18 protein-coding genes are annotated in these 21,118 nt (G+C 61.5%); 10 read left to right on the top strand and 8 right to left on the bottom strand.

From position 1 onward, the window contains the following. The first annotated feature begins 140 nt into the window (after window positions 1–140). Entirely contained in the window at window positions 141–902 is a 762-nt protein-coding gene (locus GGQ66_RS16200) for an extensin-like domain-containing protein (protein WP_183793780.1), read from the top strand. 56 nt (window positions 903–958) lie between these two features. On the opposite strand, the gene GGQ66_RS16195 is transcribed toward GGQ66_RS16200, so the two are convergent. After that, window positions 959–3,259 (bottom strand): TonB-dependent hemoglobin/transferrin/lactoferrin family receptor, encoded by a 2,301-nt coding sequence (locus GGQ66_RS16195; protein ID WP_183793779.1) that lies wholly within the window; start codon window positions 3,257–3,259, stop codon window positions 959–961. Between the two features lie 249 nt (window positions 3,260–3,508). Between GGQ66_RS16195 and GGQ66_RS16190 the strand changes: the two genes are divergently transcribed. Next, entirely contained in the window at window positions 3,509–4,027 is a 519-nt protein-coding gene (locus GGQ66_RS16190) for a TIGR00645 family protein (RefSeq protein WP_183793778.1), read from the top strand. A gap of 72 nt (window positions 4,028–4,099) precedes the next feature. Here GGQ66_RS16190 and GGQ66_RS16185 read toward each other — a convergent pair whose 3' ends face one another. Together GGQ66_RS16185 and GGQ66_RS16180 are read right to left on the bottom strand one after the other, a co-directional pair. Then, window positions 4,100–5,215 carry a DUF2333 family protein gene (locus tag GGQ66_RS16185; RefSeq protein ID WP_183793777.1) on the bottom strand — a complete coding sequence of 372 codons (1,116 nt, stop codon included), beginning with the start codon at window positions 5,213–5,215 and terminating at the stop codon, window positions 4,100–4,102. Window positions 5,216–5,363: 148 nt separating this feature from the next. Next, window positions 5,364–6,374 (bottom strand): hypothetical protein, encoded by a 1,011-nt coding sequence (locus GGQ66_RS16180; RefSeq protein ID WP_183793776.1) that lies wholly within the window; start codon window positions 6,372–6,374, stop codon window positions 5,364–5,366. A gap of 215 nt (window positions 6,375–6,589) precedes the next feature. Here GGQ66_RS16180 and GGQ66_RS16175 point away from each other — a divergent pair, with 215 nt between their 5' ends. The 7 genes from GGQ66_RS16175 (at window position 6,590) to GGQ66_RS16145 (ending at window position 13,534) form a co-directional block, all read left to right on the top strand. Next, on the top strand, window positions 6,590–7,540 hold the full coding sequence (locus GGQ66_RS16175; RefSeq protein WP_183793775.1) for a choline ABC transporter substrate-binding protein: 951 nt from the start codon (window positions 6,590–6,592) through the stop codon (window positions 7,538–7,540). Window positions 7,541–7,576: 36 nt separating this feature from the next. Continuing rightward, window positions 7,577–8,452: a choline ABC transporter permease subunit gene (choW, locus tag GGQ66_RS16170; RefSeq protein WP_183793774.1), complete on the top strand. Its 876-nt coding sequence runs from the start codon at window positions 7,577–7,579 to the stop codon at window positions 8,450–8,452. Next, window positions 8,449–9,489 (top strand): choline ABC transporter ATP-binding protein, encoded by a 1,041-nt coding sequence (choV, locus tag GGQ66_RS16165; protein ID WP_183793773.1) that lies wholly within the window; start codon window positions 8,449–8,451, stop codon window positions 9,487–9,489. Before choW ends, choV begins: the two co-directional genes overlap by 4 nt. Before the next feature lie 244 nt (window positions 9,490–9,733). Beyond that, window positions 9,734–10,222, top strand: a complete 489-nt coding sequence (locus GGQ66_RS16160; protein WP_183793772.1) for a HugZ family pyridoxamine 5'-phosphate oxidase — start codon at window positions 9,734–9,736, stop codon at window positions 10,220–10,222. Window positions 10,223–10,571: 349 nt separating this feature from the next. Further along, entirely contained in the window at window positions 10,572–10,889 is a 318-nt protein-coding gene (locus tag GGQ66_RS16155; RefSeq protein WP_183793771.1) for an ArsR/SmtB family transcription factor, read from the top strand. A gap of 123 nt (window positions 10,890–11,012) precedes the next feature. Next, window positions 11,013–12,707 (top strand): adenine deaminase, encoded by a 1,695-nt coding sequence (ade, locus tag GGQ66_RS16150; protein WP_183793770.1) that lies wholly within the window; start codon window positions 11,013–11,015, stop codon window positions 12,705–12,707. A 77-nt stretch (window positions 12,708–12,784) separates the two neighbouring features. Further along, on the top strand, window positions 12,785–13,534 hold the full coding sequence (locus tag GGQ66_RS16145; RefSeq protein ID WP_183793769.1) for an SDR family oxidoreductase: 750 nt from the start codon (window positions 12,785–12,787) through the stop codon (window positions 13,532–13,534). A gap of 61 nt (window positions 13,535–13,595) precedes the next feature. On the opposite strand, the gene GGQ66_RS16140 is transcribed toward GGQ66_RS16145, so the two are convergent. The 5 genes from GGQ66_RS16140 to bglA all read right to left on the bottom strand — a co-directional run bounded on the left by GGQ66_RS16140 (window position 13,596) and on the right by bglA (window position 19,808). Further along, on the bottom strand, window positions 13,596–15,221 hold the full coding sequence (locus tag GGQ66_RS16140) for a cation acetate symporter (protein ID WP_183793876.1): 1,626 nt from the start codon (window positions 15,219–15,221) through the stop codon (window positions 13,596–13,598). A 41-nt stretch (window positions 15,222–15,262) separates the two neighbouring features. Then, window positions 15,263–15,571, bottom strand: coding sequence for a DUF485 domain-containing protein (locus GGQ66_RS16135; protein ID WP_183793768.1), 309 nt, complete (start codon window positions 15,569–15,571; stop codon window positions 15,263–15,265). A 454-nt stretch (window positions 15,572–16,025) separates the two neighbouring features. Further along, window positions 16,026–17,696, bottom strand: a complete 1,671-nt coding sequence (locus tag GGQ66_RS16130) for a cation acetate symporter (RefSeq protein ID WP_370686366.1) — start codon at window positions 17,694–17,696, stop codon at window positions 16,026–16,028. Continuing rightward, entirely contained in the window at window positions 17,693–18,001 is a 309-nt protein-coding gene (locus tag GGQ66_RS23110; RefSeq protein ID WP_237358956.1) for a DUF485 domain-containing protein, read from the bottom strand. The genes GGQ66_RS16130 and GGQ66_RS23110 overlap by 4 nt, the downstream gene beginning before the upstream one ends. 175 nt (window positions 18,002–18,176) lie before the next feature. Further along, entirely contained in the window at window positions 18,177–19,808 is a 1,632-nt protein-coding gene (bglA, locus tag GGQ66_RS16125) for a beta-galactosidase BglA (protein WP_183793766.1), read from the bottom strand. Window positions 19,809–19,952: 144 nt separating this feature from the next. On the opposite strand from bglA, the gene GGQ66_RS16120 reads away from it, so the two are divergent. Beyond that, window positions 19,953–21,026, top strand: a complete 1,074-nt coding sequence (locus tag GGQ66_RS16120) for a glycosyltransferase family 4 protein (RefSeq protein ID WP_183793765.1) — start codon at window positions 19,953–19,955, stop codon at window positions 21,024–21,026. Window positions 21,027–21,118 lie beyond the last annotated feature (92 nt).

Raw genomic sequence — 21,118 nt, 5'->3', positions numbered from 1 at the left:
ACAGGTTTCTCATGGGCAAAATTGTTAGCGCGGGTTTTTCCTGAGCGCAAGCGGCAATTGCCCGGGCCTCGACCAAATGCGCACGAGGCAACCGATCCCGTCGCCCGACGTTCCCCTCTGACGACAAGAGGGATCAAGCCATGTTCAAAGCCGTCTTCGCCCTTGCCGCGATTGTTCTTTTCACTTCGGCCGCGCCACCGCCCGTCGGCCCCGTACCGCCGGCCAAACCCGCCAAGGATGCACCACCGGTTCCGGAACCGAAGCCGCAGGCGGAAGCCGCGGCGGCCGAGACCGCGCCGTCCGTTTCCGGCAAGGATGACGAGGCGGACAGGCCTGCGCCGGAGGACCCCGCCGAACTGGCCGCCTGCCTGAAGGCACTGACCGAGAGCGGCGCCACCTTCAAGACTGTCGCATCGAAGGAGGATGCCGGCGCCTGTGGCATCGAGCAGCCCGTGGAACTCTCGGCGCCGGTGCCGGGCGTGCAGGTCGAACCGCCCGCCGTTCTGCGTTGCGCGGCGGCCCTTGGCATGGCCGAATGGACACGCGATGTCGTCCTGCCGGCCGCCAGACGCGCTTTTCCGGATCGGCAGGTCAAGACGCTCGCCAACGCTTCCTCCTATATCTGCCGCAACCGCAACAGCGCGGACACCGGCAAGGTTTCCGAACATGCGCGGGGAAATGCCATCGACATTTCCGCCATCGCTTTTTCGAACGGGGTTTCGCTACCGATGAAACCGCGCGGGGAAGACGGTGACATGGACGGCGCGTTCCAGCGCAGTGTCGCCACCGCAGCCTGCCTCTACTTCACCACCGTTCTCTCCCCCGGCAGCGACGCCACCCATCAGGATCATCTGCATCTCGATGTCCTCAAGCGGCGCGGCGGGTTTCGCTACTGTCGGTAAACGCAAAAAGGGCGGCCCCGAAGGGCCACCCTCATCGATGACAAGAAGTGGATCGCTTAGAACTTCTTCGTCAACGAAATCTTGAACGTGCGACCCGGCTCGGAGAAATACTCCTGGAACTGGGCGGAGTTGGTGTCACTCGGAACCGAGCTCATGTTCACGTTTCTGAGGGCGATTGCGTTGTAATAGGTCTTGTCGAAGACGTTGTAGACGCCACCCTGGACGCGAAGGCCCTTGATCTGCTCCGGTTCCCACCATGCGGTCAGATCGAAGATGCCGTAACCGGGTGCATCGAAGGTCGAGGCATTACCGTCGTCCCGCATGCCGGCCGAAGCAATCATCGAGAAGTCGGTCCCCCAGCTTGCCTGCTCATAGCCGACGCCGACCACGCTCTTGAAGGGCGCAACCGAGCGGAGATATTCGTCCGAGCCGGTATCCTTGCCATAGGCATAGGCAAGGCCCGCATGAACATTGAAGCCGCTGTCGAATTTCTTGTGTGCATTGAACTCGACGCCGGAAATTTCAACCTTGTCGCGGTTGAAGTTCTGCGTGACGCCGAAAGGGAAACCTGCGCTGACCGTCGTTTCCGTATCGATGAAGTTGCGATACCGGTTATGGAACAGCGTCACCTTGCCGCCGAAATCCTCATCGCCGAGATTGGCGCCGATTTCGAAGCCGTTCGCCGTTTCCGGCTTCAAATCCGCATTGCCGATAACGGCATAGCCCTGCGCCGGATTGGCGAAGTTCAGGTAAAGTTCACTGACGGTCGGCGCGCGATAGGCCATGGACCATTGCGCAAACAACTGGATGCCGGGGTTGAGATCGTAGGTTGCCAGAAGCTTCGGCGAGAAGCGGTTGCCATCGGAGCCGTCCGGCAGGCCAAAGGAACCGTAACCCGAATTGGATGTGTAACCGGCAGAGGCCTTCGTATTGTAGTCGTACCAGTCAAAGCGGACACCTGGCGTCAGGGCGAAGCCGCTGTTGCCGAAGGCAATGTGGTCTTCCACATAAAGGCCGAGGCGCGTGCCGTTCACATCCGGCATGTCGGACTGGTTCGAATGAAGGGCCGGGCACGAATAAAGCTGGGCAATCGGGCTGGCCGTGCCCAACGTGCACGCATCGATGCCGGTCAGGAACGAGGTCGATCGGAAGAAGGATAGATCGCCGCCAAGGGTGATCTCGTGCTTGAGTGCGCCGGTCTCGAAGGTTGAGGAGCGAACCGCACCCGAAACGCCGATCGAACGCTCCTGCAACTCATTATCGCGCAGCCACGGACCCGCAACCGTGCCCACACGCTCACCGCTGGAACCGGCATTTTTCGTCAGGCGTTGCAGATAAAGGGTCAGGTTGGCAGAGTTGATGAAGCTGTCGGTGCTTTCGGATTCGTAGGCGTAATTCGCCGAAATCCGTTCGCGCCTGGTATCGTCCTGCCCCCAGTAATTACCCGTCTTGTAAACGCGCGAGGAGCCCGACGTCGCGCCCTGAAGGGTTTTGAGATCGGTGTCGACGTCACGGTCGAAGCGCTCGGCGGTAAAGCCGATGCTGTGGCCACCCGCCAGATCGCGCTTGAGCTTGAACAACAGGTTGTTCTGATCGTAATCCGCCGGGTTGGCCTTGGTGCGGACAGCGCCGATACCTCCGGCATCTCCGTTGTTATCGCGCTCATGCCCCTTCTTGTAGCCGCCCTGAAACAGCACGGAGGTATCGCCGATGCGCTTGGCAACAGCAACCGAGCCGCCAAAGCTCCGGTCCGCGCTGTCGAAGGTCGTCTTGGCGATGCCGCCCCAGTTCCGGCCGGCGGGGATCAGGTCTTCCGGCTCCAGCGTGCGCAAAACCAGCGCACCGGCCAAAGCGCCTGGGCCGACGCGGCTGGAATCCGCGCCGCGCAGCACGTCGAGCGAGGATAGCGATGAGAAATCAAAACTGTCACCGCCGCCCTGCGCATTGGTCGTGCTGGTCGGGCCGGCGCCGCTGCGGGCATCGTTGCTCAAGAAGGGAATCGGAATGCCGTCGATCAGCGTCGTCACGCGAGCGCCGCCAAGACCACGGATAAACAGACCACCTTCGTTCTTGACCCAATCGACGCCCGGCTCGGTCGTACGTCCAAGATCCTGAATACTGCCGATGTCTTTCTTGCGAAGAGTGTCACCGCTTGTTTGGGAAGCAAGCGGTGTATCGGTCGCTGCATTTTGAAGTTTCTGGCGAGCCGTCTTCGTGGTCGTTTTCACCACGATCGTCTCCAGAGTCGAACCCGCCGAGGCATTGCCTGCCTCCTGCGCTTCAGCCGCAGCACCGAGCAAAAGTGCGGCGATCGCCGTGCAGCCCATCAGCGCAAGCCGATAATTCCGGTACTTCATATAACCAGTCCCCTGTCTAGGCATGACCACGGCACGGCACGGACCCAAGATCCGGCGCCTTTCCGGGCAACGAAACATTTACTTGATTCATTAACTCAAGTTATATCGGGACGTATTATAAGATGACATTTAGAGTCAAGATAACAATTGAAAAATTCCGCCACATTTCGCAACCGCGAAGGCCCCTCTTGCGAAGACAGGGCAAATGCCCCTATCTGCCGGTGTTTGAAACCGGAGAAATTCGCCCCCATGAAGTCTCTCGAAACCCTTGTCGAGCGGATCATCCTTTCGAGCCGCTGGCTGCTGGTCGTGTTCTATCTTGGCCTTGTTGCGGCACTCGCCGTCTATGCCGTGTCCTTCGCCTACAAGTTCCTGAAGGTCGCCGGAAACGTCTTCACGCTTGGCGAAGCGGAGATGATCCTCGCCATGCTGGGCCTCATCGACGCGGCGCTGGTCGCCAGCCTGATCGTGATGGTGATGATTTCGGGCTACGAGAATTTCGTCAGCCGCTTCGATGATGCGGATGCCGACGTGTCCTTCCTCGGCAAGCTCGATTCCGGCAGCCTGAAGATCAAGGTCGCCTCCTCCATCGTCGCCATTTCCTCGATCCACCTGCTTCAGGTGTTCCTGAACGCCAACCAGTACAGCGACGGCAAGATCATGTGGCTGACGCTGATGCACCTCGCCTTCGTCGTCTCGGCGGTCATGCTGGGTTACCTGGAAACGCTGATGATTTCGATCAAGAACGGCGGCAAGGCGAAGCACTGACCGCCGGAAGGCTCCCGAAACGGAAAAGGCCGCGTCCGGGACGCGGCCTTTTTGATTTGATGCGCACTGCGATTACCGGTCGAGAACGCCGCGCAGTTCGACGAGGTTGGAGCGAACGCGCAGGATGCGGAAGCCCATGGTCGAAAGGTGCGAGGGCATGAACATGCCGTCTTCCTTGCCGTTGGAAATGATCCACGGCTGAACGTTCAGCGCCGCGCGCGTCTGGGCAAGCGTGCCGGCCCAAACCTGCGTCAGATTACGCTCGCGGATGACCTGCGAGAAATCAGCACCCGCCGCCGAAAGCAGGCCGTAATAGCCGTAGAGCTGGCCATAGGCGAACCAGAAGCGGTCATCGGCGCGGAAGTCGAACCAGCCCCGCGCCGCCGTTTCCGATCGATCGGACAGGATCTGTGACGTCGAGCCGAGGTCGCTGGCGATACGGTCGAGGAATTGCACGAAGTTGTCGGCGCGGGTGTCGAACGTCGCGCCACAGGCGGCAAGGCTCGTGTTGAACTTGCGCAGGCTCTTCTCGGCAGCGCGATAATAGCTCGGCGTCGGCGTCTTGGGGCCGAAGGGCGAAAGGCCGAAATACCAGGAATATTCATCGAACTGCATGTTGCCACGCGCATCCTGAAGGTCCGGATTGATACCCGAGGTACCGCGCACACGACCGAGTGAATCGACCAGTTCCGTCGCCGTGCGGCGCACGGCCTGGTTAATGCCACGCTGGAAAGAGGCCTTGTTGTCGAAGAAAGGCGTATTGTCCCAGTCAACGCCGAAGAAGCCGGCGCGATAGGCCAGCATGGAGGAAATCCACGCATTGTCATCGACATTGAACTTGATGAGGTCCGCCGTCACGTCAACGATCGCGGAGGGCTGGCATGCCTTCGCACCGGTGGTCGAGGGCAGTTCCTGCCCGGCCACGGTGGTGCGCGCGGCAAGGTCGTACTTTGCAACGTAATCCGGGTCGAAACCGGTCCAGCGCTGCGTTTGCCAGAAGAAATAGGCGTTGAAGCCAAGGAACAGGACGATGATGCCGCCGACCGCCGCCTTGATGATCAACCCGCGATCCCTGTACCAGCCATGCACGGCCAGAAAAGGCCAGACGATCGCCGCAAAGGCGAGCCCGAAACCGCGGCGAATGCCGGCCAGAAGGCTTCGGAAAAAGGCATAAACGGGATCGAGCATTCTTCTCTCCTCAACAGACCGCGGGCAAACCATGCCCGCTCATGAGATAGGCTTCCACCGCCCGCCTGACAACAGAGGCGGCGCGTCTTTTCAACGAAGGCTTGCACAAAGCCACCCGGCGGTGTGAGGCGATCGGGTCTCACCGGGATTACTGCCCGCCTTCTGCCTCGCCGAACCGCAGGAAGAAAGCCGCATCGGCATGCGCCTTTCGCCGCATGGTTTCGGCATGGTTCAGCCATCCCTTTTCGGCAAGCGGCAAAAGCCGGCCGACAGGCCCGGCGGGATCGAGGGCCCGGAACAATGCCTTCGCGGCGTCACCGGATTGGCCCGCCATGCCGATAGCGGCCTGTAACGCCCGGCCAAGCAGGACACAGCGCTCCACATCGGCCGAAAGCTTGGCCACCACCGCATTGCTGACAGCGCGCTGCCCGTTCAGCGCCCCCATGTAAAGATCAAGCAGCGCGGCGAGATCATCCAGCGACCGGTATCTTGCGAGAGATTCCCGCTCGCCGGCCTGCGCCGACGCCAGATCGGCCTCCAGCCGCCTGCATTCCTCTTCAAGCGATGCGCGCGCCGCATCATCACCACAAGCCGCAACACGCAGGCGCATCGCCGTCAGTGGTGGACGCTGTTCCTCCGACGCCCTTTGCGCCGCCTCAAGCCCCGCCAGCGCGGTGCGGCGACGCTCAACCACGTCGCCCAGTGTCGTTTCAGCCCCGGCATGGCAGCGCTTGAGTGCGCCGGTCAGGTGATCCAGAAGGCCCAGCGCCTGCTCGGCCCCGGCCAATGCGGCGGCAAGGCCTGCCAGAAGAGCGGAAAGGCCCTCGGCCTCATCCCCGGTTGCGGCGGCCTTGCGACGTTTCAGAAAGCCTCCGCTCATCACGGCAGCGCCTCGGCCCGTCGTCACGGCTTCGAAAGCGGCGGCAAGGCGCCCGATCTCGGCGTCAAAGCGCCGGGCAAAGCCAGCAAGATCTGCCTCGATCCCGGTGCGGCGGGCCAGAACATCCGCGACGCGGACCCGGCCGGAACCCTGGCTGTCGTCGCCGTCCCGCGCCTGACGCTCGAGGGCAGCCCCAGCCAGCCCCGCCGCTTCCTCGAAGTCGCTCACCCCGGTGCGTATCCGGGCCATATCGCCATCCCTGCCGATGGAAGCCGTCATCTGGGCCTGTTCCTCCGTGTCGGCCTGTTCTAACCGACACGCCCGGTCAAGCGCACCCCCAAAAGACGTGCATCCCCGGCATTGAATCACTATTTTTCGGTGACAGAGCTTGAAGCACGCTGTAATGGCAGCGGGAGGCGATAGCCTTTCTTTCCGGCCGGAGCCGCCATTTGCGGGTAAAGGCGCGGCTGGACGAACCATCGGGAGACAGGGACATGACAGCATCTCATTCGCACCGTGTTGCAGCAGCAGCCATTCTGATCGCGGGCCTTTCGACCAGTGCCTTCGCCGCCGAACCGCAAAGCTGCGCCACCGTGCGTTTCTCCGACGTCGGCTGGACGGACATTGCCGCCACCACCGCCACCGCCTCCGTCGTGCTGAAGGCTCTGGGCTACCAGACCGAGACCAAGCTTCTCTCCGTTCCCGTCACCTACGCATCCCTGAAGAACAAGGACATCGACGTCTTCCTTGGCAACTGGATGCCGACCATGGAAGCCGATATCGCCCCCTACCGCGCCGACGGCTCGGTCGAGACGGTGCGCGAAAACCTGCAAGGCGCGAAGTACACGCTCGCAACCAATGCCAAGGGCGCTGAACTCGGCATCAGGGATTTCAAGGATATCGCCGCCCACAAGGCCGAACTCGACGGCAAGATCTATGGCATCGAGCCGGGCAATGACGGCAACCGCCTCATCCTCGGCATGGTTGAAAAGGACACGTTCGGCCTGAAGAGCTTCGAGGTGATCGAATCCTCCGAACAGGGCATGCTGGCCCAGGTTGCCCGTGCCGAAAAGGAAGGCCTGCCGGTCGTCTTCCTCGGCTGGGAACCGCACCCGATGAACGCCAATTTCAAGCTGACCTACCTCACCGGCGGCGATGAGGTATTCGGCCCGAACCTCGGTGGCGCAACCGTTCTCACCAATGTCCGCAAGGGCTACACCAGCGAATGCACCAATGTCGGCACGCTGCTGAAGAACCTGGCCTTCACGCTGCCCATGGAAAACCAGATCATGGGCAAGATCCTCGATGACGGCAAGGAGCCGGAAGTGGCCGCGACGGAATGGCTGAAGGCCAACCCGTCGGTGATCGCGCCGTGGCTCGCCGGCGTTTCGACCGTCAAGGGCGAAGACGGACTGGCTGCCGTCAACAAGGCTCTCGGCCTCTGATCCTGCGATAGCGGCAAGCAAGGCGGACCCATAATCTTGGATTGGCTCACCGAAACACGCATCCCGATCGGTCCCTGGTCGAAAACGGCCGTCACCTGGCTGACGACGCATGGCGGCGGCGTTTTCGACAGTATTTCCGCCGTGCTCGGCGAAGGCATTGCAGGCATTCTCTGGTGCCTGCAAACGCCCTCGCCGCTTGTCGCAATTACTGCCTTTACCGGCTTCGTCTGGTGGTATCGCCGCTCCATCGGCGTAACCGTCTTCACCGCGCTTGGCCTCCTGCTCATCCTCAACCAGGGTTACTGGAAGGAAACGACAGAGACGCTGGCGCTGGTGCTGGCCTCCACCGCCGTATCAATGGCCATCGGCATTCCGATCGGCATCGCCGCCGCACGGCGGGTATGGATCTACACCGTGCTCAGGCCCATTCTCGATCTGATGCAGACGATCCCCACCTTCGTCTATCTGATCCCGGCCCTCATCCTCTTCGGTCTCGGCATGGTGCCCGGCCTCATCGCCACGGTTATCTTCGCCCTGCCCGCCTCCATCCGCCTCACCCGCCTGGGCATCATCTCGACGCCGGAAGCGCTGAAGGAAGCCGCGGTCGCCTTCGGCGCCACCTCCTGGCAGGTGCTGCGCAAGGTCGAACTGCCCTGCGCCACACCGCAGATCATGGCCGGCCTGACCCAGACCATCATGCTGTCGCTGTCCATGGTGGTCATTGCCGCGCTGGTCGGCGCCAACGGTCTCGGCGTTCCCGTCGTTCGGGCGTTGAACACGGTCAACATCGCCAAGGGTTTCGAAGCGGGCCTTTGCATCGTGGTGCTGGCCATCATCCTCGACCGTATGCTGCGCGTACCCGGCCAGGCACCGCCCAAGCGCACGCTCAGCTTCTGGAAAGACCGTCCATGAACGGCGCCGTCATCCTCAAGAACGTCGATATCGTCTACGGCGCCAAGCCGAAAAAGGCCTTCCCGCTGATTGACGAGGGCGCGACGCGTGACGAAATCAACGCCCGCACCTCGCTGATTGCCGGCGCCCTGGACGCCTCGCTGACCGTCGAGGCCGGCGAAATTCTCGTGCTGATGGGGTTGTCCGGTTCCGGCAAGTCCACCCTTTTGCGGGCCGTCAACGGTCTGGCGCCTGTCGTGCGCGGCAGCGTCACCGTCATGACATCGCGCGGGCCGGTCGATCCCTACCGGGCGTCGGCAAAGGTGCTGCGTGATCTGCGCCTGTCGACCGTCTCCATGGTGTTCCAGCAGTTTGCGCTTTTGCCGTGGCGTACGGTGGCCGACAATGTCGGCTTCGGCCTGGAGATTGCAGGCGTTGCCGAAGCCGCCCGCAAGAAGGCCGTGGATGAACAACTTGAACTGGTAAACCTCACGGCCTGGGGTTCCCACAAGGTCGGCGAACTTTCGGGCGGCATGCAGCAGCGTGTGGGGCTGGCCCGCGCCTTCGCCACCGGCGCACCGATCCTGTTGATGGACGAACCCTTCTCCGCGCTCGATCCGCTTATTCGCGCCCGCTTGCAGGATGAACTTCTCGAATTCCAGCGTCGGCTGAAGAAGACGATCCTCTTCGTCAGCCACGATCTGGACGAAGCCTTCCGCATCGGCAACCGCATCGCCATCATGGATGGCGGCCGGATCGTGCAGTGTGGCACGCCGCGCGAAATCATCGATCGGCCGGCCAGCCAGCACGTCGCCGATTTCATCGCCGGCATGAACCCGGTCACCCTGCTGACCGCCGCGGACGTCATGCGTCCGGGCCTTGCAGACACCGCCATGCCGGTCTCGGGAACTGCCGCACCGCAGACGCCACTGGCCGACATCATCGACGCGCTTGCGCGCAATCCCGGCGTTATCGGCGTGATTGAAAAGGGCGCCGTGATCGGCGCGATCGATGCGAACGATGTGGTGCGCAGCCTCAGCCGATATCACCGGCATTGACAAAGATGTGAGATTTACCGGATCAACCGGTACGGCTTGAAAAATACCTTTTGAGAACAAGCGCATTGGAATTGCGCATCGTCAAATAACGACGCGTAAAAGCGCGCCATTTGCATAAAATTTAACATAAAGTGTAGTCTTTTTTTAACATTAGATGACAAATCATCGCAGGCTGCGGCTTTTTGTTACGCAAAAAAGCCGAGTGCTGTATATTTTATCAACAATCTGTTAAGGAAACGATGTCGTGGCCGATAAACCCTCCGTCATTCGCGATACCGATCATGAAGCGCGTGAGCTTGCGCGCAACGTGCTGAATGAAGCTCGGTTTGCCGCGATTGGCGTACTCGATCCGGAGACCGGCTATCCGTCGGTCAGCCGCATCATTTTGATGACGACGAATGGCGTTCCCGTCATTCTCGCATCACGGCTCGCGGCGCATACGCAGGGCATTCTGAAGGACCCGCGATGCTCGCTGTTGGTTGGCGAGCCCGCGGACAAGGGCGACCCTCTGGTTCACCCGCGCATGACGGTTCAGTGCCTGGCAGAGCAGGTGGACCGTGAAAACGAAGACCACGGAGCATTGCGGGAGGCATTCCTCGCCCGGCACCCGAAGTCAAAGCTTTACATCGATTTCCCTGACTTCAGTTTCTTTCGCCTGATCCCGCAAAAAGCCGCACTCAATGGCGGCTTCGGACGCGCGTTCTGGCTGACGCCGGCAGACCTGCAAGCGTGACGAAAGCAATGCGGGTTCGGAGCATGCATATGCGACGGGCCCAACCAACGAGAACAGGAGAATGAACCACTCGCGCACCCAGCGCCAACACACTCATTGGTTGTGTTTTTATCTATTACGCCGACCGCCCGTTTCGGAAATACCATCGGAGATAATAGATATTTTTCAGCTAATTGAGGAAAATCTAATAATGTTGGCGGCGCTTCTGCGTACCCATTTTATCTGTATACAAACCCGCAAGTATGTTGCTAGAGTTGCATCGACGGTCCAAAGCGACGTCGAGAGCAGAAGCCAGAATGGTTCTGTTGCAACAGAAGCCGCAAAGGTTCTGTGGAGGTGTTGATCGAGTATGACAATGTTGCATTTATCCGAAAATGCCACGGCGGCGGCTGGAATGCTGTCGGCTATGGCTAACCCTAAACGCCTGATGATCCTGCTCAATCTTGTGCAGGGGGAAATGGCTGTGGGCGTTCTCGCCGGGCGTGTTGGCCTGAGCCAGTCCGCCCTGTCCCAGCATTTGTCGAAGTTGCGGGCCAAGAAGATGGTGAATACCCGCCGCGATGCGCAGACGATCTACTATTCCGCCAATTCCGAGGCGGTCCTGAAGGTTCTGCAAACGCTGGACGAAATCTACAAGCAGCAGGAACAGAACAAGTCGGCTGCCTGATGAACCGACCGCCAACGGCGGTCATTCTTTCAGGGCTCAGAGCCAACAAACATCGAAACCCGTTCACAAATTTCTTCGAAGATGCTCTAAGTCCCGTTGTCCTTACGAGAATGGAGATGCGGCATGGCGAGCGAACTGGAACGGCGGATTGATCAGGGTGCGGGGCGGGTTGCCGCCGACATCGTTCTCAAGGGCGGGCGTTACTTCGATCTCGTCACCGGCGAACTGGTCTCATCCGATATCGCCCTTTGCGGCAACACCATCATCGGTGTGGGCGAAGCCTATGAGGGCCTCCGCGAAATCGACATTTCGGGCCGCATCGTCGTTCCCGGCTTCATCGATACCCATCTGCATATCGAATCCTCCCTCGTCACACCCCACGAGTTCGACCGCTGCGTGCTGCCCTATGGCGTGACCACGGCGATCTGCGATCCGCATGAGATTGCCAATGTGCTGGGCGAGGAAGGCATCCGGTTCTTCCTGGACTCGGCGCTGGAAACCATCATGGACGTCCGCGTCCAGCTTTCCTCCTGCGTGCCCGCCACGCATCTGGAAACCGCGGGCGCCGATCTGCCCATCGAAAAGCTTCTGCCCTTCCGCGATCACCCGAAGGTCATCGGGCTTGCCGAATTCATGAATTTCCCCGGCGTCATCCACAAGGACCCCGGCTGCATGGCCAAGCTCGAGGCCTTCCAGGGCCAGCATATCGACGGCCACGCTCCCCTTCTCTCCGGCTACGGCCTCAACGCCTATCTCTCTGCCGGCATCCGCACCGAGCATGAATGCACCAACGTGCCGGAAGCCTTGGAAAAGATCCGCAAGGGCGTCCACATCCTCGTGCGCGAAGGCTCGGTCTCCAAGGACCTGCACGCGCTGCTGCCGATCATCACCGAGCGCCTCTCCCCTTACCTCGCGCTGTGCACCGACGACCGCAACCCGCTCGATATCGCCGAGCAGGGTCATCTCGACTACATGATCCGCGAAGCCATCGCCAACGGCGTCGAACCGCTCGCCGTCTATCGCGCCGCGTCCATCTCTGGCGCGCGCGCCTTCGGTCTGCGTGACCGGGGCCTCATCGCGCCCGGCTGGCGGGCCGATCTCGTCGTCATCGACAGCCTCGAAAACTGCAAGGCGGAAATGGTCTTTTCCGCCGGTCGCGAGGTCAATGATGCGCTTTTCGCCACCCGCAAGCCGGTCGCCCCCGTCGGCCTTGACAGCGTCAAGGCGCGGCCCGTCAAGGCCGGCCATTTCGCCGTGCCGGTCACGGAAGGCGAAGTGCCGGTGCTCGGCGTACTGCCGGGCAAGATCATCACCGAGTTTCGCCGCTTCCACCTGCCGTCGGAAGGCAACGAAACGGTGCCGGACCTCGACCGCGACATTATCAAGGTCGCCGTTATCGAGCGCCACGGCAAGAACGGCAACCATGCCAACGCATTCGTGCAGGGCTTTGGTCTGAAGAAGGGCGCGATTGCCTCCACCGTCGGCCATGACAGCCACAATATCTGTGTGGTCGGTGTTTCCGGAGAGGACATGGCGATCGCCGCCAACCGTCTCGGCGAAATCAAGGGCGGCTTCGTGGTGGTGGAGGACGGCAAGGTCACAGGCGAAATCGCCCTGCCCGTCGCCGGCCTGATGAGCACCGAGCCTTACGAGACGGTGCGCGACACGCTGCACCATCTGCGCCAGGCGGCCTACGCGCTCGGCACCACGCTGCAGGAACCCTTCCTGCAGGTCGCCTTCCTGCCCCTGCCAGTCATTCCCCACCTCAAAATCTCGGACCGCGGGCTGGTGGATGTCGACAAGTTCGAGCTGATCTGACACACCGCGCAAGGATCGGGTGGCCCGGCCGCCCTCACCCCGATAGGTGGAAACCTCCATCAACACAGGAGGTTTCCATGCCGCTTCTTCAAAGCAAGGTCGCCATTATCACCGGCGCGTCATCCGGCATCGGCCGGGCCGCTGCCCGGCTCTTTTCCGCCGAGGGCGCACGCCTCGTCCTCAATGCCCGCAATGCCGATGCGCTTGAAGCCACTGCCGCCGAAATCCGGGCAGCAGGCGGAGAGGTCGAAACCGTGGCCGGCGACACCGCCGAGGAAGGCACCCACCACCATCTCGTCGCACGGGCGATCTCCCGTTTCGGCGGGCTCGACATCGCCTTCAACAATGCCGGCACCGTCGGCCCGATGAAGCCGCTGGCCGAGATCACGCGTGAGGAATGGCAGCGCACGCTGGATGTGAACCTCACTGCCGCCTTTCTCGGCGCAAAACACCAGATCCCCGCCATGCTGGAGCGCGGCGGCGGTGCGCTCGTCTTCACCTCGACCTTTGTCGGCACCAGTGTCGGCCTGCCCGGCATGGCGGCCTATGCTGCCTCGAAAGCTGCCATTTCCGGCCTCGTGAAGGGGATTACCGCCGATTACGGCGCGCAAGACATTCGCGCCAACGCAGTCCTGCCGGGCGGCACCGATACCGCCATGGCCGGCAACGAAGAAAACAAGGCCTGGGCTGCTGGCCTTCATGCCCTCAAGCGCATTGCCCGGCCGGAAGAAATCGCCAGTGCCGCGCTGTTTCTGGCAAGCCCCATGGCGAGTTTCGTGGCCGGCACCTGCCTGTTTGCCGATGGCGGCAATGCCGCGGTGAAATGAAACGCAAAAGGCCGGGGCTTTCGCCCCGGCCAATTCATAGCTTGAAAAGTCTCTTCCGGTCTCAGTGATCGGATGCCGCAGCGGCACCAAGGCCGGTTTCGGAGCGGATGAACTGTTCCGGGAAGCCGGCCTTGTCTTCCGCCGCGCGGGCGCTCTTGTCCGTAACCGAGAAGAACCAGATGCTTACAAACGCGATCGTCATGGAGAACAGGGCATACTGTTCATAGGGGAAGATCGGCTTTTCATGATGCAGCAGCGATACCCATACGGTCGGGCCGAGGACCACGAAGGCAATGGCCGAGATCAGGCCCAGGAAGCCGCCGATGAAGGCGCCACGCGACGTCACGTTCTTCCAGAAGATCGACAGGAACAGCACCGGGAAGTTCACCGAAGCCGCCACGCCGAAGGCAAGGCCCACCATGAAGGCGATATTCTGGTTTTCAAACGCCAGACCAAGCACGATACCGAGTGCGCCGATCGCAAAGGTGGCGATGCGCGAAACCCGCATTTCCTGCGCGCCGGTTGCCTTGCCCTTCATGATCACATTGGCATAGAGATCGTGCGACACGGCAGAGGCACCGGCCAGCGCCAGACCCGAGACGACTGCGAGGATCGTTGCGAAGGCGACCGCGGAGATAAAGCCGAGGAAGGCATCGCCACCCAGCGCCTTGGCCAGATGCACCGCCGCCATGTTACCGCCGCCGATCAGCTTGCCAGCCGCGTCGAAGAAGGCCGGGTTCGTGCCGATGATGGTGACGGCGGCGAGACCGATGGTGATCGTGAGGATATAGAAGTAGGCGATGAAGCCTGTGGCATAGAACACCGACTTGCGCGCGGCAACCGCATCCGGAACGGTGAAGAAGCGCATCAGGATATGCGGCAGGCCAGCGGCGCCGCACATCAGCGCCAGACCGAGCGAAACGGCGTTGAGCGGATCGGCAAGCGTCGCCGAAGGCTGCAGCATCGCTTCCTTGCGCGGATGGTTGTCGATGGCGCTCTGGATGAGGGCGCTCGGGTTGAAGCCGAAATAGGCGAGCGCGAGGCCCACCATCACCGTGCAGCCGAGCAGAAGCAGGATCGCCTTGGTGATCTGCACCCAGGTCGTGGCCAGCATACCGCCGAAGGTGACGTAGAGCACCATCAGCACGCCGACGAGCACGACGGCATAGGCATAGTCGAGGCCGAAGAGAAGCTGGATGAGCTTGCCCGCACCGACCATCTGGGCAACCAGGTAGAACAGCACCACCGACAGTGCGCCAAAGGCCGACAGCGAACGGATGCGCGTCTGGTCGAGACGGTAGGAGGTGATGTCGGCGAAGGTGAAGCGGCCGAGATTGCGCAGGCGCTCGGCGATCATGAACAGGATGAGCGGCCAGCCGATGGTGAAGCCGGCGGCATAGAACAGGCCATCGACGCCCGTGCCGAAGATCATGCCCGAAATGCCGAGGAACGAGGCGGCCGACATGAAGTCGCCGGCAATGGCCATGCCGTTCTGGAAGCCGGTGATGCCGCCGCCCGCCGTATAGAAGTCGGAGGTCGAACGGGTGCGCGAGGCAGCCCAGTAGGTGAGGCCCAGCGTGCCGGCCACGAAGACCAGGAACATGATGATGGCGGTGACGTTGATCGGCTGCTTTTCGACGGCGCCGGAAATCGCCTCACCGGCAGCAAACGCGCCTGTGGAGAACATCAGGCCGGAAAGGCCGGACGCGAGGAGGAGGTTGAAACGCTTCACTTCGTGGCCTCCGCGATGATGGAGCGGATCGCCGGATCGAATTCGCCATTGGCACGCAGCGTATAGACGCCGGTGATGAGGAAGGCGAAGATCTGGATGAGCCAGCCGGCGATCAGACCCCAGGTCCAGGCGGACCCTGCATCGATGCGGGCGGAAAACACGCCGGGCAGCGCCACGGCGACGAACACGAAAGCCGAGAAGACGGCCAGAACGATGAGTGAAAGGGCAACCGCAAAGCGGTTCCTTTTCGAGACCAGATCCGCAAAACGCGGGTCCTTGGCAATTTTTGCATAAGCAGGCTGCATGGAACTCTCCCATATTGAACCAATGGACCATTCAGGGCTCTGGCAGGAAAGGCGCGTCATCGCGGATGGACCTGAACGCAGGAACCGAGTGGCCCGTAATTCCACAGGGACGCTGACACATTCAGCAGACCAGCCCGCCGCACAAGCGTTGACACGGACACATCCTCGATATGCCGGTCCGCAATCGATCCGCCCGTCACGCAAGCGGATCGTCCTTCTCCTCCCGAGAGCCGGTTTGGCCCTGCACCTCCGCCTTTCCGGCGGCAGCCGCATAAATTTGCATAGCAGCTATGCTGCAATGCAAAAACCCAACTTAAGTCTTTCGACTTTAGTCGGGTTTTCGGCAATTTCAGGCACTTAGCGAAGTGACCGCCCCCCGCCGAACACCGCAATGCAGCATTCTCCACAGTCTGCCATCAAGGGAAAGCCGGGACCCGGCTTTCCCTGATGAACCTTAGTGACTGGATGCGGCAGCCGCGCCCAGGCCGGTTTCGGAGCGGATGAACTGCTCCTGGAAGCCTGCCTTGTCGAGGGCGGCACGCGCGCTCTTGTCGGTGATCGAGAAGAACCAGATGCCGGTGAAAGCGATCGTCATGGAGAACAGCGCATACTGCTCATAAGGGAAGATCGGCTTTTCAAAGTGCATGACATTGACCCACACGGCCGGGCCAAGCACCACGAAGGCGACGGCGCTGATAAGGCCGAGGAAGCCGCCGATGAGCGCACCGCGCGAGGTCATGTTCTTCCAGAAGATCGACATGAACAGCACCGGGAAGTTCACCGAAGCGGCCAGACCGAAGGCCAGACCCACCATGAAGGCGATGTTCTGGTTTTCGAAGACAAGGCCGAGAACGATGGCCATGACGCCGAGGAACAGCGTTGCGATGCGCGAGACGCGCATTTCCTGCGCACCGGTTGCCTTGCCCTTCTTGATGACCACCGCATAAAGGTCGTGCGACACGGCAGATGCACCGGCCAGAGCCAGACCCGAAACAACCGCGAGGATCGTTGCGAAGGCGACGGCCGAGATGAAGCCGAGGAACACGTTGCCGCCGACTGCCTTGGACAGGTGAATGGCCGCCATGTTGCCGCCGCCGAGGATCTTGCCGGCGCTGTCGAGGAAGGCAGGGTTGGTGCCGACGATGGTGATGGCCGCAAAGCCGATCATGACGGCGAGGATGAAGAAGTAGGCGATGAAGCCGGTGGCATAGAACACCGACTTGCGGGCTGCCTTCGCATCCGGAACGGTGAAGAAGCGCATCAGGATATGCGGCAGGCCGGCCGGGCCGCACATCAGGGCGAGACCGAGCGAGATGGCCGACAGCGGATCGGCGATCGAGGAGGACGGCAGCAGGATCTTCTCATGCGACGGATTGTTCGCAATGGCCGACGACAGCAGGGCGCTGGGGTCGAAATTGAAGTGCCAGAGCGACAAAAGCACGAGAATGGTGCAGCCGCCGAGCAGCAGAACAGCCTTGGTGATCTGCACCCAGGTCGTGGCCAGCATGCCGCCGAAGGTCACGTAGAGCACCATCAGCACGCCGACCAGAACAACGGCATAGGAATATTCCAGACCGAAGAGAAGCTGGATGAGTTTGCCCGCGCCCACCATCTGGGCGATCAGGTAGAAGATCACCACGGTCAGCGCGCCGAAAGCCGACAGCGAACGGATGCTCGTCTGATCGAGACGATAAGACGTGATGTCCGAGAAGGTGAACCGGCCGAGGTTACGCAGACGCTCGGCGATCATGAACAGGATGAGCGGCCAGCCGACAGTCCAGCCGACGGTGTAGAAAATGCCGTCCACGCCCTTGCCGAACACCATGCCCGAAAGGCCGAGGAAGGCCGCAGCCGACATGTAGTCGCCGGCGATGGCGAGGCCGTTCTGGAAGCCGGTGATGCCGCCGCCGGCCGTATAGAAGTCGGAGGTCGAGCGCGTCTGGCGCGCGGCCCAGTAGGTCAGGCCAAGTGTGCCCGCAACGAAGGCGAGGAACATGATGATGGCCGTGACGTTGACCGGCTGCTTCTCGACAACGCCGGTAATGGCGTCGCCGGCGGCAAAGGCGGCCGAGGCGCTGAAAAGAGCGGCGGAAAGCGCCGCAGCGAACGAGGAAACGCGCTTCACTTGGTGGCCTCCGCGACGATGGACTTGATCAGGCTGTCGAACTCGCCATTGGCGCGGGCCGTGTAGACGCCCGTGATGAGAAACGCGAAGATCTGGATGATCCAGCCGCCGATGATGCCCCAGGTCCATGGAGACCCCTCGGCGAGCGGTGCGGCGAAAACGCCGTGACCGGCGACAGCCACGAACACGAACGTCGAGAAGACACCGAGAACGATGAACGAAAGCGCGAGCGCAAAGCGATTGCGCTTGGAAACCAGTTCCGCGAAACGCGGATCCCTGGCGATCTTTTCGTATGCTGGTTGCATGAAACTCCCCCAACTGAGAACCAACAAGCCCCCACGCAGGGCGGAAGCCTTCAAAATGTTGGATATCAAGGGATATTGCGCTGCGAAATCAGACTTAGGTCTTCTGACTTAAGTCTCCAGACGAAAGTCGCGTTTCAGGGCATTTTACCCGCTAAAACGCTGCTGAATGTCAATTTCAGGAGCATTTCGCGGCAAATGCCTCAAACGGCTCAAGATCGATGCGTCCGTTCGATTCTTGCACTGCATAACCCGGAAGGGCCAGCGGCACCGCGCGACCGAGGTTTGAGGGAATGACGAACGCGGCGACTTCCCGGCTCATGTTGAACACGAACAACAACCTTTCCGTGTCGCCCTCCCGCACGAAGGCCAGCACGCCATCCGGCGCATCGAGGAAGGTCATCGCACCATCGCGAAGGGCCGGATGCGCTTTGCGGAAGGCAAGCGTCGAACGGTAGTGGTGCAGGATGGAGTGCGGGTCGGCTTCCTGCGCATCGACCGCCATCACCGCATGTTCATAGGGAACCGGCAGCCACGGCCGGGCGGTGGAGAAGCCGCCATGGGCGCGGCCGGCGTCCCACACCATCGGCGTGCGGCACCCGTCGCGGCCCTTGAAGGATGGCCAGAAGCGGATGCCATAGGGATCGCGCAGATCCTCGAAAGCGAGATCAGCCTCCGGCAGGCCGAGTTCCTCGCCCTGATAGAGGCAGACGGACCCCTTCAGCGTGGCGATCAGTGTCGCCGCCTGTTTGGCCACACTCTCACGCTCCGCCTCACCATCGATGAAGCGTGAGACATGGCGCTGCACATCATGGTTGGAGAATGCCCAGCACACCCAGCCATCCGTCACCGCCTCGTGGAACCCTTCCACCGATCGGCGGATGTGCTCCGCCGTGAAGTCGGGGCCGAGCAGGTCGAAGGTATAGCACATGTTCAGCTTGTCGCCGCCCGCGGTATAGGCCGCGACGGTTTCCAGCGAACGCGCGCCATCGCCCACTTCCCCCACGGTTGCCCGGTCGTCGTAGTGATCGAGCAGGTTACGCATACGCTGCAGGAAGGCAATGTTTTCGGGTCGCGTCTTGTCGTAGAGGTGGTTCTGCATCCCGTAGGGGTTCACATCCGGCGCATCGAGACCGAAGCTGCCCTCGTCCGAATGCGGTGGGTTGTCGCGCAGCTTCTCGTCGTGGAAGTAGTAGTTCACGGTATCGAGGCGGAAGCCATCGACGCCGCGTTCCAGCCAGAAGCGCGCCGCATCCAGAACCGCATCCTGAACCTCCGGATTGTGGAAGTTGAGGTCCGGCTGGCTCGCCAGGAAATTATGCATGTAATATTGCTTGCGGGTGCCGTCCCACTCCCAGGCCGGACCGCCGAACACCGACAGCCAGTTATTGGGCGCGGTGCCATCCGGCTTGGGGTCGGCCCAGACAAACCAGTCCGCCTTCGGATTGTTCCGGCTGGTGCGGCTTTCCTTGAACCACGGGTGCTGGTCGGAAGTGTGGGAGATCACCTGATCGATGATGACCTTGAGACCGAGGCGATGGGCCTCCGCCATCATCGCATCGAAATCGGCCAGTGTGCCAAACTGCGGATCGACGTCGCAATAATCGGAAACGTCATAGCCCATATCGGCCTGCGGCGAGGTGAAGAAGGGCGAAAGCCAGATGGCATCGACGCCAAGCGAGGCGACATGGCCGAGCCGGCGCGTGATGCCCGGCAGGTCGCCGATGCCGTCGCCACTGTCATCCTGAAACGAGCGTGGATAGATCTGGTAGACCACCGCGCCGCGCCACCACTCCGTCTTCTTCGCCATCTTGCCCGTTCTCCCCTGAAGCTTCGCGCCAAACTTAATATCAAAACCGTTGCGCTGCGATGAACAAGGGAAATCCGCCTGTCACCGGCCTGACATGGGATTGTAATAAACGGCCAGCAGACGCACGTAACCGAGAGCGGTGCCATGACCCGAATCACGATTGTTTCCGATGCCTGGTATCCACAGGTGAACGGCGTGGTGCGCTCCATCGAGAACACAAATCGCGAACTGGAGCGAATGGGCGTGGAAGTGGCGATGATTACGCCGGCGGATTTCCGCTCGCTGCCCTGCCCCACCTATCCGGAAATCCGCCTTTCCGTGGCGCTGCCGGGCCAGATCGCCGCGGTCATGGAACAACATCAACCGGCTTACGTGCACATTGCCACCGAAGGCCCGCTGGGGATGCTTGCCCGGCGCTGGTGCCTGCGTCACCACATGCCCTTCACAACCAGCTATCACACGCGCTTTCCTGAATACGTCGCCGCGCGTTTCCCCATCCCGCAAAGCTGGCTCTATGCCTATATGCGCTGGTTCCACAATGCCGGCGGCGCCTGCATGGTCGCCACCCAGAGCCTTGAGACGGACCTTCTCAGCCATGGTTTCCGCAACCTGAAACGCTGGAGCCGGGGCATCGACGCCACACTCTTCCATCCCCGTCCGCAAACACCGGCGCCCCTTGGCCTGCCCCGCCCGCTGTTCATGACCGTCGGCCGCGTCGCCGTCGAAAAGAACCTCGACGCATTCCTTTCGCTTGATCTGCCGGGGTCCAGAGTGGTGGTCGGCGATGGTCCCGCCCGCGCCGATCTTCAGGCCGCCTATCCCGGCGTGCATTTCACCGGCGCAAAATTCGGCGAGGAACTGGCCGCGCTCTATGCCGAGGCCGATGTCTTCGTCTTCCCCTCGAAGACCGACACCTTCGGCAATACGATCATCGAGTCGCTGGCCTCCGGCGTACCGGTGGCCGCCTTTCCCGTCATGGGACCGGTGGATATTCTGGGCGACCATCCACAGGCCGGCGCGCTTGGCGATGACCTGAGGGCCGCCTGCCTTGCCGCGCTCGATTGTTCCCGTGAGGCGGCCCGTGCATTGGCGCTCACCTATAGCTGGGAAGCGGCAAGCCGCCAGTTTCTCGACAATGTGCTGGAAGCCAACAAGGCCCGGGCCTCGACCCGCTTCTTCCGCATTCCCCTGCCCGCCCGGCTGAAACCGAGGGCATAGAGTATCCGTTTTGATCAAGCTGGTTTTGGGGTCCATTTGCGATTGTTTTTCAGCAGTGCGTTAGCGAGAACGATGAGTTTTCGCATGATGGC

This window comes from Allorhizobium borbori (assembly GCF_014196535.1).
Lineage (GTDB): Bacteria > Pseudomonadota > Alphaproteobacteria > Rhizobiales > Rhizobiaceae > Ectorhizobium > Ectorhizobium borbori.
This window is presented reverse-complemented; position numbering and strand designations above follow the sequence as displayed.

Excerpts from the sequence above, each read along its gene's own strand:
- GGQ66_RS16145 (WP_183793769.1), top strand. The coding sequence starts at position 12,785 with ATGCCGCTTCTTCAAAGCAAGGTCGCCATTATCACCGGCGCGTCATCC.
- ade (WP_183793770.1), top strand. The coding sequence starts at position 11,013 with ATGGCGAGCGAACTGGAACGGCGGATTGATCAGGGTGCGGGGCGGGTT.
- GGQ66_RS16140 (WP_183793876.1), bottom strand. The coding sequence starts at position 15,221 with ATGTTCTCCACAGGCGCGTTTGCTGCCGGTGAGGCGATTTCCGGCGCC.
- GGQ66_RS16185 (WP_183793777.1), bottom strand. The coding sequence starts at position 5,215 with ATGCTCGATCCCGTTTATGCCTTTTTCCGAAGCCTTCTGGCCGGCATT.
- GGQ66_RS16190 (WP_183793778.1), top strand. The coding sequence starts at position 3,509 with ATGAAGTCTCTCGAAACCCTTGTCGAGCGGATCATCCTTTCGAGCCGC.
- bglA (WP_183793766.1), bottom strand. The coding sequence starts at position 19,808 with ATGGCGAAGAAGACGGAGTGGTGGCGCGGCGCGGTGGTCTACCAGATC.
- choV (WP_183793773.1), top strand. The coding sequence starts at position 8,449 with ATGAACGGCGCCGTCATCCTCAAGAACGTCGATATCGTCTACGGCGCC.
- GGQ66_RS23110 (WP_237358956.1), bottom strand. The coding sequence starts at position 18,001 with ATGCAACCAGCATACGAAAAGATCGCCAGGGATCCGCGTTTCGCGGAA.
- GGQ66_RS16200 (WP_183793780.1), top strand. The coding sequence starts at position 141 with ATGTTCAAAGCCGTCTTCGCCCTTGCCGCGATTGTTCTTTTCACTTCG.
- GGQ66_RS16180 (WP_183793776.1), bottom strand. The coding sequence starts at position 6,374 with ATGACGGCTTCCATCGGCAGGGATGGCGATATGGCCCGGATACGCACC.
- GGQ66_RS16195 (WP_183793779.1), bottom strand. The coding sequence starts at position 3,259 with ATGAAGTACCGGAATTATCGGCTTGCGCTGATGGGCTGCACGGCGATC.
- GGQ66_RS16135 (WP_183793768.1), bottom strand. The coding sequence starts at position 15,571 with ATGCAGCCTGCTTATGCAAAAATTGCCAAGGACCCGCGTTTTGCGGAT.
- GGQ66_RS16120 (WP_183793765.1), top strand. The coding sequence starts at position 19,953 with ATGACCCGAATCACGATTGTTTCCGATGCCTGGTATCCACAGGTGAAC.
- GGQ66_RS16155 (WP_183793771.1), top strand. The coding sequence starts at position 10,572 with ATGACAATGTTGCATTTATCCGAAAATGCCACGGCGGCGGCTGGAATG.
- GGQ66_RS16175 (WP_183793775.1), top strand. The coding sequence starts at position 6,590 with ATGACAGCATCTCATTCGCACCGTGTTGCAGCAGCAGCCATTCTGATC.